Below are 15,862 nucleotides of genomic sequence, written 5' to 3'. Positions count from 1 at the left end.
CCGAACGTGTGGCCGGGCTTGACGGCTTCCACTCGACGCGAATCGCTTCAGGCGGTCGGCCAGGTGAGCGTGGTGGTCGACGTGGGTATCTTGCTCGGGTCGGAGCCGGCCAGCAGGATGTGGACGTCGGACTCGGATGCGCCCGCCGGTTGCCGATAACAGGCGTAGATCACGGTGTGGACGGTCGCGCCGGAGGGCGCGTTCTCGCGAGCCCAGTGCAGTGCGTCGTGGACGTCGCATTCGGTGAGTTCGTATTCGACGGCGGTCCACGCGTCATGCCCGGTGTCGTCGGCGATGGCGCGCCAGAATTCGACCAAGTAGCTGGGCGCATCGGTGCTGACGACATTCCCGGATCCCGTGTATCCATCGGTCACCTTCATTGCGGGAGGATGTCATACCCCGCACGGAAGAGTCGCCGTCGGGCTGTCCAGGACCGCGGCTTGGGGGATGCCGCGCCAGACCGCGTTCACTGAAGCCCTGCCGAACCAGACCGTGTTCCCGGTACCGTCGCAGTTGTATCCGATCTGCTTGTTCTCGACGGAGACCTGGCCGGCGTTGGTCGAGGTCGGAGCGTCACCGTGCGCGGTTGTCGTCCCGCCGATCACGGCGTACATCTGGCCGGTCAAAGAGATGGTGTCCATGACCTCGTCGCAGGTTATTTTCGGCTTGAAGCCGACTACTTTCTTGGCTCCTGAAGTGCGTAGGTAGGTGTTTCCGGTTTTGAGCTCGCAGTGCGGTGCGGGGATCACGTTGCCGATGGAGCTCGTGAAGGTGACGGCGTGAGTGACTTCTATCGGTGGCAGCGGCAGTTCCCGGTGTGAGAAGGAGCGGGGCGAGAGCGAAAGCCACGAGAATCATCGAGTGCGTTCGATTGATCACGTAGCCCGACGTTACTGGGTGGATAGAGCCCGGCGAAGTTATTCCGGCGGAGATCGCGCGATGGCATGACAACGACTTACGACTTGCGAAATGTGTTCTGTCACCCGAACGTGCGGCCGGGCTTGACGGCCTCCACAAGCACTCGCCGCGAGTGCGCGACGAACTTCCCGTCGGTTTCGATCATCCGGTGGAGTTCCGCGAGTTCGTCGCGGTACTTCCCGACCTCGAACCCCGGCACGATCCAGATCACCTTCCGGAGGAAGTGGACGACCGCGGCGAGGTCGAAGAACTCCATCCGCAGTTTCGCCGGTTCGAGCCGCTCCACCCGGAGCCCGACGGCTTCGGCCTCGACGCGCAGTACGTCGGGCGTCCAGTCGCCGTAGTCCTGCGGGCCGAGGAAGAACTCCTTCAGTTCCCGCACGGTGCCGGCGCCGATCTGCTGCGACAGGAACGTGCCGCCCGGGCGCAACACGCGGGCGATCTCTCGCCACGGATTCGCGATCGGATGACGGCTGCTCACCAGATCGAAGGACTCGTCGGGGAAGGGCAGCGGCGCGTCGTACTCGGCCTCGACCACCTGTCCGCCGAGGGGCGCGAGAGTCTTCCGCGCCACCTCGACGTTCGGCGGCCAGCCTTCGGTGGCGGCGAGGACCGGCGGCGGCTTCGGGATGCCCGCGAGCACCTCGCCGCCGCCGGTCTGCAGGTCCAGCCCGGCGGCGGCCGCCGCCATCCGCTCGCCGAGCAACCGCGAATAGCCCCACGGCGGCCGTTCCTCGGTGGCCCGGCCTTCGAACCACGAGAAATCCCAGCCTTCGACCGGGACGGCTTCTCCTTCGGCGAGCTGATCTTCGAAAGTCATTCCCGCAGTCTCGGCCCCTCCGCTAGGCGGGGCAACGCGATTAGCTAGCCGGCGTCGGTCGAGCGCTTCCAGAGGTTGATGTCGGCCTCGGTGGCGTAGCGGTCGATCTCGGCCAGTTCCTCGTTCGTGAAGTGCAGGTTCTTCAGCGCGCCGACGTTGTCCTCCAGCTGGGCGACGCTGCTCGCGCCGATCAGCACCGACGTCATCCGCGGGTCGCGCAGGCCCCACGCGAGCGCGAGCTGCGCCAGCGTCTGACCGCGCCGCTGGGCGATCTCGTTCAGCGCCCGGATCTTGCCGAGGGTGTTCTCGGTGATCGTGTCCGGGTTGAGCGACTTCCCTTGCGCCGCACGGGAATTCTCGGGAACGCCGTCGAGGTAGCGGCTGGTCAGCAGACCCTGCGCCAGCGGTGAGAAGGCGATGCAGCCCGCGCCTTCGGTTTCGAGCGTGTCGAGCAGCTTGTCGCCTTCGAGCCAGCGGTTGAACATCGAGTACGACGGCTGGTGGATCAGCAGCGGGGTGCCCAGTTCGCGCAGGAGCCGGGCGGCCTCGGCGGTCTTCTCCGACGAGTACGACGAGATGCCGACGTACAGCGCCCGTCCGGACCGGACGGCGGTGTCGAGCGCGCCGACCGTCTCTTCGAGCGGCGTCTCGGGGTCGAAGCGGTGCGAATAGAAGATGTCGACGTAGTCCAGGCCCATCCGGCCGAGCGATTGGTCCAAAGAGGACAGCAGGTACTTGCGCGAGCCCCATTCGCCGTACGGGCCGGGCCACATGTCGTAGCCCGCCTTGGTCGAGATGACCAGTTCGTCCCGGTACGGCTTGAAGTCCGACGCCAGCAGCCTGCCGAAGTTCTCCTCCGCCGAGCCGTAGGGCGGGCCGTAGTTGTTGGCGAGGTCGAAATGGGTGATGCCCAGGTCGAACGCGCGCCGCGCGATGTCCCGCTGCGTACCCAGGGGCTTGTCGTTCCCGAAGTTGTGCCACAGGCCCAGCGAGATCGCGGGCAGCTTCAGGCCGCTGCGCCCGGTGCGGCGGTAGGGGATGCTCTCGTATCGGCCCTCGGCCGCGACATAGGTGCTCACGGCCCGATGCTAGCCGCCGTGAAGAGGGTGGCGACGGACGCGAGGTGGTCTTTGAACGCCGAGGGGCTCTCGACCTCGAAGGGCGCGCCGATCGCGGCGAGGATCAGCACAGGCCAGTCGAAGGTGTCGACGTTCATCGTCAGGCGGCAGGACGTCCCGTCGATCGCTTCGAGCGCGCCGCCGAGGTACCGCACCGCCGCTTCGACCCGGTCCTTCGGCGCTTCGACCCGGACCACCAGCGTGTGCGTGGTCGGCCTGGCCTTGATCTGGGCCTCGACGAACTTGACCGCGTCGCCGCCCGGGATCTCGCGCGGCCGGTAGCGGGCGCCGGTGGTGCGCGGCTCACTGAGCCTGTCGACGCGGAACGTGCGCCAGTCCACCCGGTCGAGGTCCCACGCCACCAGATACCAGCGCCGTCCGAGTGAGACGAGCCGGTGCGGCTCGACCAGCCGCGCGGACTCCTCGCCGCCGCGCGCCGCGTAGTCGAACTTCAGCCGCTCGTCGTCCCGGCACGCCTGCGCGATCACCGTCAGGCTGGCGGCGTTGACGCGGGGGCCCGTGACGGCCGCCGGCGTCGTGTACGCCTGGAGCGCGTCGACACGTCTGCGCAGCCGGGGCGGCATCACCTGGACGACCTTCGTCAGCGCCCGGACCGACGTCTCCTCGATGCCCTCCACCGAACCGCTCGCCGCCGTGCGGAGGCCGACCGCGATCGCCACGGCCTCCTCGTCGTCCAGCAGCAGCGGCGGCATGACCGTGCCCGACCGCAGCTGGTAGCCGCCCGCGACGCCGCGGCTGGCGTTGACCGGATAGCCCAGCTCGCGGAGCCGTTCGACGTCGCGCCGCAGCGTCCGTTCGCTCACCTCGAGCTTGTCGCTCAGTTCGATCCCCGACCAGAAGCGGTGTGTCTGCAGAAGGGAGAGCAACCGCAGCATCCGCGCACTCGTGTTCGCCATGAATCCAGGTTCGCTCGCATTCCGGTCAGAAAGTGGCCGGAATTGACTTTAGCGTTGTCCCCATGACGATGACACTGGACACCCCGAGCGGTGTGACCTCGGAAAACACCCCCTCGGCGAAGCCGTACCGCTGGCGCTGGCCCGCGCTGTTCGTGATCCTGACCGGCTCGGTGATGGAACTGCTCGACATGACGGTCACGAGCATCGCCGGACCGGTCATGCGGGCGTCGCTCGGCGGCGGCACGGCGATGATCCAGTGGCTCGGCGTGGCCTACACCCTGGCGATGGTGTCCGGTCTGCTCACCGGCGGGCGGCTCGGCGACATCTTCGGCCGCAAGCGCATGTTCCTGATCGGCGCGATCGGTTTCGTCGCCGGCTCGCTGTTCTGCGCGGTCGCGGTGAACCCCGAGATGATCATCACCGCACGGGTGGTGCAGGGTCTCTTCGGCGCCGCGATGGTGCCGCAGGGCCTCGGCATGATGAAGGAGATGTTCGCGGGCAAGGAACTCCAGTCCGCGTTCGGCATGTTCGGCCCGGTGATGGGGCTCGCCGCGGTCGGCGGCCCGATCCTCGCGGGCTGGCTCGTCGACGCCGATCTCTTCGGCACCGGCTGGCGGATGATCTTCCTGATCAACCTGCCGATCGGCGCGCTGGCGGTCCTCGCCGCGATCAAGTTCCTCCCCGAGTCCCGTCCCGGCGGTTCGCTCACCCTCGACATCCCCGGTGCGCTGCTCGCGACGACCGGCGCGCTGCTGATCGTCTTCCCGCTGGTGCAGGGGCGTGAGTACGGCTGGCCGCTGTGGACGTTCGCGATGATGGCCGCCGCGGTCGTGGTGTTCGGCGTGTTCGCGTGGTTCGAGAAGCGCAAGAGCCGGCGCGGCGGTGACCCGCTGGTCGAGCCGAGCCTGTTCCGCAAGCGCAGCTTCCTCGCCGGGATGGCGACCGGCACGATCTACTTCGCGGCGTTCTCCGGTTTCGGTCTGGTGTTCACGCTGTACCTGCAGCTCGGGCTCGGTTTCTCGCCGCTCAAGGCCGGGCTGACCGGGGTGCCGATGTCGCTGGGGATGATCGTCGGGATGGGCCTGGTGCAGGCGGTGCGCAAACACGGCCGCAAGGTGCTGCACACCGGCGCGCTGATCATGACCGCCGGGGTGGTCGCCCTCCTGCTGCTCCTCGGCCCGGAGACGGGTCCGTGGCTGATCGCGCCGGCGTTGCTGGTGGTCGGGATCGGCTCCGGGCTGATCATGGGGCCGTACTTCGAGATCGCCCTGTCCGGGGTGGAACCGGCCGAGGCCGGCTCGGCGTCGGGCGCGCTGACCTCGCTCCAGCAGGTCGGCGGCGCGCTGGGGCTCGCGCTGCTGGGCACGGTGTTCTTCGACGCGGGGACCGCCGACCCGACCGCCGCCGCCCAGCGGACGTTCTGGGTGGTCGCGGTGATGGTGATGCTCACCTTCGCGGTCGGGTTCCTGCTGCCGAAGCGGATTCGCGACGTAGAGTCGGCCGGGTAGGTGATCGAGCTGGGAGGCCGCGTGGCTGGGACCGGGTACTTCACATCCGTCGAAGACGTGACGGCGAAGCTCGCCGACACCGGCTACCTGGCCTCCGCGGCCGTCGCCACCACGGTGTTCCTCGCGGACGCCCTCGGCAAGCCGTTGCTGATCGAGGGCCCCGCGGGGGTCGGCAAGACCGAGCTGGCGAAGGCGGTCGCGCAGGCGAGCGGCTCCCGGCTCGTGCGGTTGCAGTGCTACGAAGGCGTCGACGAGTCTCGCGCGCTGTACGAGTGGAACCACGCGAAGCAGCTTCTCCGGATCACCGCCGGCAAGGACGAGACGTGGGACGAAGCCCGCAACGACATCTTCGGTGAAGAATTCCTGCTGGCCAGGCCGCTGTTGACGGCGATCAAGGGCGACGAGCCGACCGTCCTGCTCATCGACGAGACCGACAAGGCCGACGTCGAGATCGAGGGGCTGCTGCTGGAGGTGCTCGGCGACTTCCAGATCACCGTCCCGGAACTCGGCACCATCACCGCGGGGCGCAAACCGTTCGTGGTGCTGACCTCCAACGCGACGCGGGAGCTTTCGGAGGCGTTGCGGCGCCGGTGCCTGTTCCTGCACATCGATTTCCCCGACGCGGCGCTGGAGCAGCGCATCGTGCGGCTGAAGGTGCCGGGCGTCGACGACGCACTCGCCGCGTCCGTGGTCAAGGTGATCACCGCGCTGCGGGCGATGGAGCTGCGGAAGGCGCCGTCGGTCGCCGAGACGATCGACTGGGCGCGGACCCTGCTGGCGCTCGGCGCGGACAGCCTCGGCGAGGACGTCGTCCGCGCGAGCCTCGGCGTCATCCTCAAACACCAGGACGACGTCGTGAAGGCGGACGCGCGGCTGGAACTCGGCAAGGTCCTCGACTCGTGAGCGGCGTGCCGGGCAGGCTCGTCGAATTCGTGGAAGCGTTGCGGGAACACGGAATCCCGGCGGGGCCCAGCGAGACGGTCGACGCCGCCGCGGCACTCGAAGTGCTGGGCCTCGACTCCCGCGAGCAGATGCGGGAAGGGCTCGCGGCGGCGCTCGTCCGGCGCGGCGGTCAGCGCGCGGTGTTCGACGCGACCTTCGACATCTACTTCCCGCTCGGCGTCGGCGCGCCGTCGCAGGACCCCGTCGACGATCTGGCCGCGCTGCGCGACCGGCTCGCCACGGCGCTCGCGGCGAACGACCAGCCGGAGCTGACGCAGCTGGCCGGGCTCGCCGTCGACATGCTGGGGGAGTACGGCGGCACGGCGGGCAGCGGCGGCTGGTCGGCGCACCAGACGTTGGAACGGCTTCAGCCGCAGACCCTCGTGGTCCGCGTGCTCGAAGCGATCCGCGCCGGTTCGCCGTCGGCGGAGTTCACCGACCGGCTGGATCGCGACGACGTCCGCCGCCGCGTCGAGGGTTTCCGCGGTCTCGTGCGGACCGAGGCACGGCGACGTGTGGCGGAAGTCCGTGGCAGGGAACGGGTTTCGCGGCACGCGGTGCCGCCCGCCGCCGACCGGGTCGACTTCCTGCTCGCCAGCCGGGCGCAACTCGCCGAACTCCGCCGGGTCGTACAGCCGTTGTCACGCAAGCTCGCCACCCGCCTGGCCGCGCGGCGACGGCGGCACGCGCGCGGGCACATCGACCTGCGGCGGACACTGCGGCGCTCGCTGTCCACCGGCGGCGTCCCGATGCGGCCGTCGTACCGGCGGCACCGGCCGGGAAGGCCGGAAATCGTGCTGCTGTGCGACATGTCGGGCTCGGTGGCCGGCTTCGCGAACTTCACCATGCTGCTGGTGCAGGCCCTGCGCGACCAGTTCAGCAAGGTGCGGGTGTTCGCGTTCATCGACGCCTGCGACGAGATCACCCACCTCGTCGACACCGGCGCCGCCGATCCCGAAGACCTCGGCGCGCGCATCCTCGCCGACGCGGAACTGACGCGCTGGGACGGGCACAGCGACTACGGGCACGCACTCGGCGAGTTCGTCGAGCGCTACTCGGACGCGGTGGGCCCCAGGACGTCCATGCTCATCCTCGGTGACGCGAGGACCAACGGCGGCGACCCGAACCTCGACGCGGTCCGCGGGATCGCCGCCGCGGCAAGGCATACGTACTGGCTCAACCCCGAACGGACCGAGCTGTGGTCCACCGGCGACTCCGAGGCGCACGCGTACGCGGAGGTCGTCGAGATGTACGAATGCCGGAACGTGCACCAGCTGACCCGGCTGGTCACGCGGCTGTTGCCCGCTTAAGGCTTCAGTGCCGCTTTTCCGTACGCGTCGGCATTGCTGAACACTTCCTGCCCGTACTGGGTGGAGTTGTTGTAGGTCAGCACCGCGGTCCACCAGCCGGAGGGGTCGCCGAGGTCGCCGCCCCGCGCGCACATGTACCGGGCGGTCGTCAGGGCCGCGTCGTCGATGTTCTGCGGGTCCGGCGCGGCGCCGTCGCCGCTCGCGCGGACGCCGTACCGCTTCCAGGTGGCGGGCAGGAACTGCATCGGCCCGACCGCGCGGTCCCATTTCGGGTCGCCGTCGAGGGCGCCCTTGTCGGTGTCGACGACCGCCAGCACACCGGGGGAGCCGTCGAGCGGGATGCCGATGATCGGCGGCGTCACGATGCCGTCCTCGCCGGCGCGGGAACCGTCGTGCCGGGCGTGCTGGGACTCGGTGCGCCCGATCCCGGCGATGGTCGCCCAGGTGATCTCGCAACGCGGAGTGGTCTTCGCGGTCTTCTCGGCGGCGTTCACGTACGCCCGCAGCGTGCGCGAGGGGATGTCCGTGTTCTCCGACACCTTCGCGATCCAGGCGTCCTTCGCGGGCTCCGCGGGCAGCGGTCCGGCGTCACCGGGGATGGCCGAACGCGGGGCGGGCTTGAGCGAGGGGACCACGAATTCCGGCTTGACCGGCACCGGCTCACGGTCGTTGAGGCTGATCACGACCCAGACGGCACCGGCGACCAGGGCGCCCACGACCAGCAGAACGAGCATCACGCAGCCACGCGGGCCACGTTTCCTGGGCGGCTGTTCCCACTGATCCATCAGGTCCAGGGTCGAAGGGGACGAAGCGGTCACCGGTTCCACGGTACGTGACGAATGTGGAGAACTTGTGTGGCCCGCCGTCCGGGTGATGCGGACCACGACCCGCGTTTCGTCCTCTGAATGCGGTCCTTGCGCGTGCAACTACCGCAAGTAGAGGACCAACTGCGGGGTGCGATCGCCCCCTTTGCCCTGTTGACAGCGCTTCATCCCGATGGTGAGACTAGTCCGCGTTAGGAAGGTTTCTTAACGAGGGCTCGCCGCGCCCCTGCTCCACGGAACGCAACGATGCTTCTGAAGGAGGCACAAAGTGGTACGCCCAAGATGGCGGGCGGCGCTGGTCACGGTGCTCGCGGCCGCCTCGGTCCCGATTTCCGCCCAGGCCGCTTCCGCGGCTCCCGTCCAGTACGAATCCGAGGACGCGACGATCTCGCGCGGCGTGGTCGAAGCCAATCACACCGGCTTCACCGGATCCGGCTTCGTGAACTACGACAACGTCACCGGTAGCTACGTCGAGTACACCGTCAACGCGGCGCAGGCGGGGCAGCACACGCTGACCTTCCGCTACGCCAACGGCACCACCGCCAACCGCCCGCTCGACATCACCGTCAACGGCTCCCTCGCCGTCGACGACCTCGGGTTCGCCGGCACCGGCGCGTGGACGACCTGGCGCACCGTCACCACCACGGTGAACCTCGTCGCGGGCAGCAACAAGATCCGCACCACCGCCGTCACGGCGAACGGCGGCCCCAACGCGGACTCGCTGTCGGTCGAAGGCAGCGGCAGTCCGGGGGCCGGGACACCGGTGTCCATCAACGGAAAGCTCCACGTCTGCGGCGTCAAACTGTGCAACCAGTACGGCAAGCCCATCCAGCTGCGGGGGATGAGCACGCACGGGATCCAGTGGTACAGCCAGTGTGTGAAGACCGCCTCGCTGGACGCGCTGGCCAACGACTGGAAGGCCGACATCCTGCGGGTCGCCATGTACATCCAGGACGACGGCTACGAGAGCAACCCGCGCAAGTTCACCGACATGGTGCACAACTACATCGAAGAGGCGACGAAACGCGGGATGTACGTCCTCGTCGACTGGCACCAGCTCGACCCCGGTGACCCGAACGAGAACACCGACCTCGCCAAGACGTTCTTCGCCGAGATCGCCCAGCGGCACAAGGACAAGGTCAACATCATCTACGACGTCGCGAACGAGCCCAACGGCGTCAGCTGGGCGGACGTGAAGCGGTACGCCGAGGAGGTCATCCCGGTGATCCGCGCCCAGGACCCGGACAGTGTCGTCTTCCTCGGTACGCACGGTTGGTCGACCTTCGGCATCTCCGACGGCCGCGACGAGAACGACATCCTGGACAACCCGGTGAACGCGACCAACATCATGTACACGTTCCACTTCTACGCGGCGTCGCACCAGGACGAGCATTACGACGCGCTGGCGCGGACGGCCGACAAGATCCCGGTGTTCGTCACGGAATTCGGCACCCAGACCTACACCGGTGACGGCGGGAACGACTTCACGTACTCGCAGAAGTACCTGGATCTGCTGGCCGCCAAGAAGATCGGTTGGACGAACTGGAACTTCTCCGACGACTTCCGCTCCGGTGCCGTGTTCAAGACCGGAACCTGCGCCGGGAACTCCTTCACCGGCACTTCGATGCTGAAGCCAGCCGGTGTCTGGGTGCGGGACCGCATCCGCACCCCGGACGACTTCCCGACCGGCTGACCCCCCGCGTTTCGTCCTCTGGATGCGGTAGTTGCACGCGCAAGTACCGCATCCAGAGGACTAATTGCGTTACGTGAGCCAGGCGTCGATCTCCGCGTGGAGGGAGCGCTTGAGCTCGGCGGGCGCGAAGGACGCGTCGACGGACGCGCGGGCGAGCCCGGCGAGCGCGTGATCGTCATAGGCGAACGCCTCCCGGGTGCGCAGGAACTCGTCGGTCAGCGTCGTTCCGGTGATCGACGGGACGTCGGTGCTGAGAGTGACGACGAGCCCGGCGTCGACCAGCCGGGGGAGCGGGTGCTCCTCGAACGACGGCACCAGCCCGAGCGTCACGTTCGACGACGGGCAGACCTCCAGCGCGATCCCGCGTTCCCGCACTTCGGCGACTAGCGCGAGATCCTCCAGGATCCGGATGCCGTGGCCGATCCGTTCGCTGTGCCCGACTTCCAGCGCCTCGCGGATGCTGGCCGGGCCGGCGTCCTCCCCGGCGTGGTGGATCAGGTGCAACCCCGCCTCCTCGGCTTCGTCGCAGATCCCGGCGAACGGCGCGAGCGGGTACTTCTCCTCCCCGGCGAGCCCGATCGCGAACACGCCGTCCGGGGCGTACCGGCGGGCGAGCTCGAGGGTGAGCCGGGCGCGTTCGACCGAGCGGCGGCGCGAATGGTCCAGGATCACCCGCCAGTGGAGCCCGTGTTCGGCGGCGCCCGCCGACAGTCCTTTGAGGACGGACTCCAGCGGCATGTCCGGCTCGCCCAGCCGTTCGCCGTGCGAAGCCGCCGTGAAGGTGACTTCGGCGTAGCGGACGCCGTCCGCGACCTGGTCCTCGCAGAACTCGCGCGCCACCCGTTCGAAGTCCTCCGGTCTCCGCAGGCAGGACCGCAGCAGCCCGTTGTAGTCACCGAACGCGCGGAAGCCGTCGAACACCGGTTGTTCCGCGGGGACGGCGATGCCGTTCGCCTCACCGATGTCACGGAGCGTGTCCGGTCTGACGGTACTTTCGAGGTGGACGTGCAGATGGGCCTTGGGCAGCAGCGAAAGATCCCGCATGAGCACGAATTTAGTGGTCGTGACCGTCGGCGCGCGCCCCGTTTTCCGGTGGAATGAGTGATTCGGCTCGCCGCGGGGAACCCAGGAGCCATCACCGGTCGTTGAGCAGGACAACCAGACGACCCCGACGAAAGGGACCACCGTGGCTCTACTGCGGAAGTTGACCGCCCTGGCCGGCACCGCCACGGCCGTGCGCGCCTACGTGCGGAAGAACCCCGAGAAGGTCTCCAAGGCCGTGAACAAGGCCGCGACCTTCGTCGACCACAAGACCAAGGGCAAGTACCACAGCCAGATCGACGGCGCGGTGCGCAAGGTCGACGGGATGACCGGGCGGCCGCCCCGTCGACCCTACGAGCACTAGGCGTCCGCGAGCGTCTCGAGGATCTGCTCGCCGTACTTCGCGAGCTTGTTCTCGCCGACGCCGCTGACCGTGCCCAGCTCCTGCAGCGTGGCCGGCCGTTTGGTGGCGATCTGGCGCAGGGTCGCGTCGTGGAAGATCACGTACGCGGGCACCCCCTGCTCCTTCGCCGCCGCGGCCCGCCACGACCGCAGCAGTTCGAACACCGGCGCCGCCTCGGCGGGCATGTCGGCGGCCGCGGCCTTCTTCGCGCTGGAGCGGGCCGCGGCCTTAGCCGCCCGCTCCGGCTCGCGCCGCAGCTGGACCTTCCGCGTCCCGTTCAGTACCTCCGCGCTGCCCTCGGTCAGCACCAGTGAGCCGTAGTCGCCCTCGACCGCCGCGAGCCCCTGCGCCAGGAGCTGCCGCACGACGGCCCGCCACTCCGGCTCCTTCAGTTCCGTGCCGATGCCGAATACCTTCAACGAGTCGTGCCGGTGCTGGGTCACCTTCGGGGTCGACTTGCCGAGCAGGATGTCGATGATCTGCCCGGCGCCGAACTTCTGCCGCCGCTCGTTCTGCAGCCGGACGATGGTCGAGAGGAGTTTCTGCGCCGGGATCGTGCCGTCCCAGGTCTCCGGCGGCGACAGGCAGGTGTCGCAGTTGCCGCAGGGCTCGCTCCGCTGCCCGAAGTAGCTCAGCACCTGCACACGGCGGCATTCGACCGTCTCGCACAGCGCCAGCATCGCGTTGAGGTGCGCGCTCAGCTGCCGCTTGTGCGCGTCGGACCCCTCCGAGGTGTCGATCATCTTGCGCTGCTGGACGACGTCTTGGAGGCCGTACGCCAGCCACGCCGTCGACGGCAGCCCGTCGCGGCCCGCGCGACCGGTCTCCTGGTAGTAGCCCTCGATGGACTTCGGCAGGTCCAGGTGTGCGACGAACCGGACGTCCGGTTTGTCGATGCCCATGCCGAACGCGATCGTCGCGACGACGATCAGCCCGTCCTCGCGCAGGAACCGCGACTGATGCTTCGCGCGCGTGCGCGCGTCGAGGCCGGCGTGATAGGGCACCGCCGGGATCCCGTTCTCCACCAGGAAGTCCGCGGTCTTCTCGACCGAGTTCCGCGACAGGCAGTAGACGATCCCCGCGTCGCCCTTGTGCTCGGTGCGCAACAGCTCCAGCAGCTGCCGCTGCGGCGAGTTCTTGCCGACGATGCGGTACTGGATGTTCGGCCGGTCGAAGCTCGCGACGAAATGCCGCGCGTCCTCCAGATTGAGCCGGGACGCGATCTCGGCGTGCGTCGCCTTCGTGGCGGTGGCGGTGAGCGCGATCCTCGGCACGTCCGGCCAGCGCTCGTGCACCGCGGACAGCATCAGGTAGTCGGGGCGGAAGTCGTGACCCCACTGGGAGACGCAGTGCGCCTCGTCGATCGCGAACAGCGAGATCTTGCCGCGGTCGAGCAGCCGCACCGTCGATTCGACGGAAAGCCGCTCGGGCGCCAGGTACAGCAGGTCCAGCTCGCCGGAGAGGAACGCGGCCTCGACCTTGTTGCGCTCGGCGTAATCCTGCGTCGAGTTCAGGAATCCAGCGCGCACGCCGAGGTTGCGCAGCGCGTCGACCTGGTCCTGCATCAACGCGATCAGCGGTGAGATCACCACGCCGACACCCGGGCGGACCAGCGCGGGGATCTGGTAGCACAGCGACTTCCCGCCGCCGGTGGGCATGAGGACGAGCGCGTCACCGCCTGCGATGACGTGTTCGACGATGGCGTGCTGGTCGCCGCGGAAGTCGTCGTAGCCGAAGACGCGGTTCAGCGTTTCGAGGGCTTCCGAGGTACCGATGTCGGGGGCTGCCACCCGGACGATTCTAGGGGCGGGGTCCGACAGTCCCCGCGCGCCTAGTCTTCGGCCGCCTTGCGGCGTTCCCGGCGGCCTCGGGCGATCTCGGTGGCGAGCGCGTCGAGCGGCCCGGCCCAGAACCGCCGGTACTGCTCCAGCCAGCCGTCGATCTCCTTGAGCGGGCCCGGATCGACCGAATACAGCCGTCGCGCGCCCTCGGCACGGACCGTGGTGAAGCCGTTCTCGCGCAGGACTCGCAGATGCTGGGAGACCGCGGGCTGCGAGATCCCGAACTCGGCGCGGACCACGGTGGTCACGTCGCCGGAACTCTGTTCCCCGCCCGCCAGCAGTTCCAGGATCCGGCGGCGCACCGGATCACCGAGGACGTCGAACGCGTGCATCCGGCAACTATCACGGCCTGGGCTTATATAAGTCAAGGTTGTAAGGCCGGGGTCACCTCGCGGTGGCATCGTGGGCCGGAGACGCCGGAAGGGGAATCGATGAAACTGGCCGAAGTGGTGGCCGACGGGTTCGGCCGCGTCCAGGAAGTAGTGCACGCCGCCGTAGAGGGCCTGACCGCCGATCAGCTGATCACGAGCCCGGCATCGGGCGCGAACACGATCGCGTGGCTGATCTGGCATCTGGCCCGGGTGCAGGACGATCACGTCGCCGATCTGATGGGCACCGAGCAGCTCTGGACCGCGCAGGACTGGGTCGGCCGCTTCGGGCTGCCCTTCCCGGCGTCGGACATCGGGTACGGGCATCGCCCCGAGGACGTCGAGGCGGTCCGTGTCGGCTCCGCCGACCTGCTGACCGGGTACTACGACGCGGTGCACGAGGCGACGGCGGCCTGGGTCGCCGGACTCGGTGAGGCCGACCTCGACCGTATCGTCGACGAGGCGTGGGACCCGCCCGTCAGCCTCGGGGTTCGCCTGGTCAGCGTGCTGTCCGACGACCTCCAGCATGCCGGGCAGGCGGCGTACGTCCGCGGGCTCGTACTCCGCGATACGTAGCCGAGGAGCCGCTTCACGACGGACGACGGGAGCCCCGCCCGCGGAAACACTGGTCGCATGAGTACTTCCACAGTGCGGCGACCGCTCACCCCGCGGTGGCGGAAACTCGTCCTCGTCGTCCATGTCGTTTCGTCACTCGGCTGGCTCGGGATCACCATGGTGAACGCGGTCCTGACCTTCACCTCCGTGTTCACCGACGACGCGCGGCGCCAGCACGCCGCCATCCTGATGATGGAGCAGATCGGTGGCTACCTGCTGTTGCCGGTCAGCCTGACCGCCCTGATCAGCGGGATCGTGCTCAGCGTCGGCACGAAATGGGGACTGATCCGGTACAAGTGGGTCGCGATCAAACTCGTGCTGACCCTGATCGCCGTTGGGCTGACGTTGTTCTCGCTGCTGCCGGGGATCAGTGAGCTGGCGGCCGCGGCCGAGTCCACTATGGACGGTGTGTTCGTGGAGGCGGGCCGTCGCGTGGACGGGTTCTATCCGATCGTCGTGTCCACGACGATGTACGTGACCATGACCGTGCTGTCGGTCTACAAGCCGGGCGGCAAGACACCGTATGGACGCCGGGTGACCGCCGCGCGCGTTCGTGACCGGCAGCCGGCTTAGAACTCTTCGAGGGCTTCGTCGATACGCGCCGCCTCGGCGCGCAGATCGTCCAGGACGGTCTGCGCGGACGCGGTCTCCTCGTTCGCCGTCTCTTCTTCGAGTTCGGCGTCGGCGAGGCGCCGTCGGAGGTCGTTCGCCTTCTCCGTGAGCTTCTCGGCCCGGCGCTCGGCGCGGGAAAGGTCGATCTCGGCCTGCTTGAGGGCCTTCGCGAGATCGGCCGCCTCGCGCCGGAGCCGGTTGAACTCCGCCACCCGCTTCTGTTCGCGTTCGGCCTCTTCGCGGGCCTTGTCGATCCGCTCCTGTTCGGCCTTCTCGGCGGCCGCGCGCTTGGCCTTCCGGCGGTCGTCCAAATGCGACACAGTGGCCGGTTTTTCGCGCTCCGGCGCGGGTTTCCGCTTCGGCTGCGGAGTGAATCCACTGGTCAGCCATTGGTCGCCGGTGCTGTCCGCGCCGCTGCTCAGCCGTCCGGCGAGGGCGAGCGCCGCCACTTCGGGATCGGCCACGACGGCTTCGAGGGTGGCTTCGACGTCGCGGCTGACGGATTCACTCATCGAACGTTCGTCCCGCAGGATCCGGTTCACCAGCTCCTGGCGCCGCTTGGCGAGTTTGCGCAGGTCTTCACCGGCCAGCGCCGAATGCGCCTTGCGCAGCTCGTCGCCCAGCTTGGCCAGCTCCGTCAGCTCGGGGGAACCGGCACGGCGATTGAGGATCGTGGCCGCGAGCGTCGGCTTCCGCAGGGCGCGGATACGCTCGGCCAAGGCCGCGTCACCCGCGGCCTTGGCTTCCTTCGCCCGTTGGTTGCGCACCGCGACGAACTCGGCCGGATCGCCGGCGTAGAGCTCGTCCGCGACCTCGTCGAAGTCCATCGCCCTCCGCAGGTTCAGTGGCCGTACCCGTCCGCCGATGATCCCACGAGACTCCGCGGCTTTCACCTTTTCGGAATTACCCGGAGCCGGTCGGAGCAAGGGTGG

General features: G+C 68.6%; 17 protein-coding genes. 7 read left to right on the top strand and 10 right to left on the bottom strand.

Translation table 11 applies throughout. The features are described 5' to 3' along the window. Positions 1-47 precede the first annotated feature (47 nt). From DMC64_RS23085 to DMC64_RS23065, 5 genes are all read right to left on the bottom strand, one after another. Entirely contained in the window at positions 48-380 is a 333-nt protein-coding gene (locus DMC64_RS23085) for a hypothetical protein (RefSeq protein WP_037344946.1), read from the bottom strand. 12 nt (positions 381-392) lie between these two features. Beyond that, positions 393-641, bottom strand: a complete 249-nt coding sequence (locus DMC64_RS23080) for a hypothetical protein (protein ID WP_125735249.1) — start codon at positions 639-641, stop codon at positions 393-395. A gap of 338 nt (positions 642-979) precedes the next feature. Next, complete coding sequence (locus DMC64_RS23075) at positions 980-1,738, bottom strand: class I SAM-dependent methyltransferase (RefSeq protein WP_125735248.1); 759 nt, start codon at positions 1,736-1,738, stop codon at positions 980-982. A gap of 44 nt (positions 1,739-1,782) precedes the next feature. Further along, positions 1,783-2,817 carry an L-glyceraldehyde 3-phosphate reductase gene (mgrA, locus tag DMC64_RS23070; protein WP_125735247.1) on the bottom strand — a complete coding sequence of 345 codons (1,035 nt, stop codon included), beginning with the start codon at positions 2,815-2,817 and terminating at the stop codon, positions 1,783-1,785. Then, the gene (locus tag DMC64_RS23065; protein WP_233629783.1) at positions 2,814-3,773 is read right to left on the bottom strand and encodes a YafY family protein; all 960 of its coding nucleotides are present in this window, start codon (positions 3,771-3,773) and stop codon (positions 2,814-2,816) included. Before DMC64_RS23065 ends, mgrA begins: the two co-directional genes overlap by 4 nt. 62 nt (positions 3,774-3,835) lie before the next feature. On the opposite strand from DMC64_RS23065, the gene DMC64_RS23060 reads away from it, so the two are divergent. The 3 genes from DMC64_RS23060 to DMC64_RS23050 are packed head-to-tail and all read left to right on the top strand — an operon-like array spanning position 3,836 to position 7,533. Further along, a complete protein-coding gene (locus tag DMC64_RS23060; RefSeq protein ID WP_125735246.1) occupies positions 3,836-5,281 on the top strand; it encodes an MFS transporter in 1,446 nt (481 codons plus the stop codon). 21 nt (positions 5,282-5,302) lie between these two features. Then, on the top strand, positions 5,303-6,184 hold the full coding sequence (locus tag DMC64_RS23055) for a MoxR family ATPase (protein WP_005155088.1): 882 nt from the start codon (positions 5,303-5,305) through the stop codon (positions 6,182-6,184). Beyond that, entirely contained in the window at positions 6,181-7,533 is a 1,353-nt protein-coding gene (locus DMC64_RS23050) for a VWA domain-containing protein (protein WP_125735245.1), read from the top strand. Before DMC64_RS23055 ends, DMC64_RS23050 begins: the two co-directional genes overlap by 4 nt. On the opposite strand, the gene DMC64_RS23045 is transcribed toward DMC64_RS23050, so the two are convergent. Further along, positions 7,530-8,351, bottom strand: coding sequence for a lytic transglycosylase domain-containing protein (locus DMC64_RS23045; protein ID WP_233629782.1), 822 nt, complete (start codon positions 8,349-8,351; stop codon positions 7,530-7,532). The two genes, DMC64_RS23050 and DMC64_RS23045, sit on opposite strands and share 4 nt — an antisense overlap. A 274-nt stretch (positions 8,352-8,625) precedes the next feature. Between DMC64_RS23045 and DMC64_RS43285 the strand changes: the two genes are divergently transcribed. Then, on the top strand, positions 8,626-10,050 hold the full coding sequence (locus DMC64_RS43285) for a cellulase family glycosylhydrolase (RefSeq protein WP_125735243.1): 1,425 nt from the start codon (positions 8,626-8,628) through the stop codon (positions 10,048-10,050). 69 nt (positions 10,051-10,119) lie between these two features. On the opposite strand, the gene add is transcribed toward DMC64_RS43285, so the two are convergent. Continuing rightward, positions 10,120-11,094, bottom strand: a complete 975-nt coding sequence (gene add / locus DMC64_RS23035) for an adenosine deaminase (RefSeq protein ID WP_125735242.1) — start codon at positions 11,092-11,094, stop codon at positions 10,120-10,122. A 142-nt stretch (positions 11,095-11,236) separates the two neighbouring features. Here add and DMC64_RS23030 point away from each other — a divergent pair, with 142 nt between their 5' ends. Next, positions 11,237-11,455, top strand: coding sequence for an antitoxin (locus DMC64_RS23030; RefSeq protein WP_037344960.1), 219 nt, complete (start codon positions 11,237-11,239; stop codon positions 11,453-11,455). Here DMC64_RS23030 and recQ read toward each other — a convergent pair. Together recQ and DMC64_RS23020 are read right to left on the bottom strand one after the other, a co-directional pair. Continuing rightward, positions 11,452-13,284, bottom strand: a complete 1,833-nt coding sequence (gene recQ, locus DMC64_RS23025) for a DNA helicase RecQ (RefSeq protein ID WP_125735241.1) — start codon at positions 13,282-13,284, stop codon at positions 11,452-11,454. The genes DMC64_RS23030 and recQ overlap by 4 nt on opposite strands. 41 nt (positions 13,285-13,325) lie before the next feature. Further along, a complete protein-coding gene (locus DMC64_RS23020) occupies positions 13,326-13,667 on the bottom strand; it encodes a helix-turn-helix transcriptional regulator (RefSeq protein ID WP_037344963.1) in 342 nt (113 codons plus the stop codon). 99 nt (positions 13,668-13,766) lie between these two features. Here DMC64_RS23020 and DMC64_RS23015 point away from each other — a divergent pair, with 99 nt between their 5' ends. Further along, a complete protein-coding gene (locus DMC64_RS23015; protein WP_125735240.1) occupies positions 13,767-14,279 on the top strand; it encodes a DUF664 domain-containing protein in 513 nt (170 codons plus the stop codon). A 57-nt stretch (positions 14,280-14,336) separates the two neighbouring features. After that, positions 14,337-14,891, top strand: coding sequence for a hypothetical protein (locus DMC64_RS23010; RefSeq protein WP_233629781.1), 555 nt, complete (start codon positions 14,337-14,339; stop codon positions 14,889-14,891). Here DMC64_RS23010 and DMC64_RS23005 read toward each other — a convergent pair. Continuing rightward, positions 14,888-15,757 carry a hypothetical protein gene (locus DMC64_RS23005; protein ID WP_125735239.1) on the bottom strand — a complete coding sequence of 290 codons (870 nt, stop codon included), beginning with the start codon at positions 15,755-15,757 and terminating at the stop codon, positions 14,888-14,890. The genes DMC64_RS23010 and DMC64_RS23005 overlap by 4 nt on opposite strands. Between the last annotated feature and the right edge of the window lie 105 nt (positions 15,758-15,862).

Origin of the sequence: Amycolatopsis sp. WAC 04197 (assembly GCF_003947475.1) — a bacterium.
Taxonomy (GTDB): domain Bacteria; phylum Actinomycetota; class Actinomycetes; order Mycobacteriales; family Pseudonocardiaceae; genus Amycolatopsis; species Amycolatopsis japonica.
This window is presented reverse-complemented; position numbering and strand designations above follow the sequence as displayed.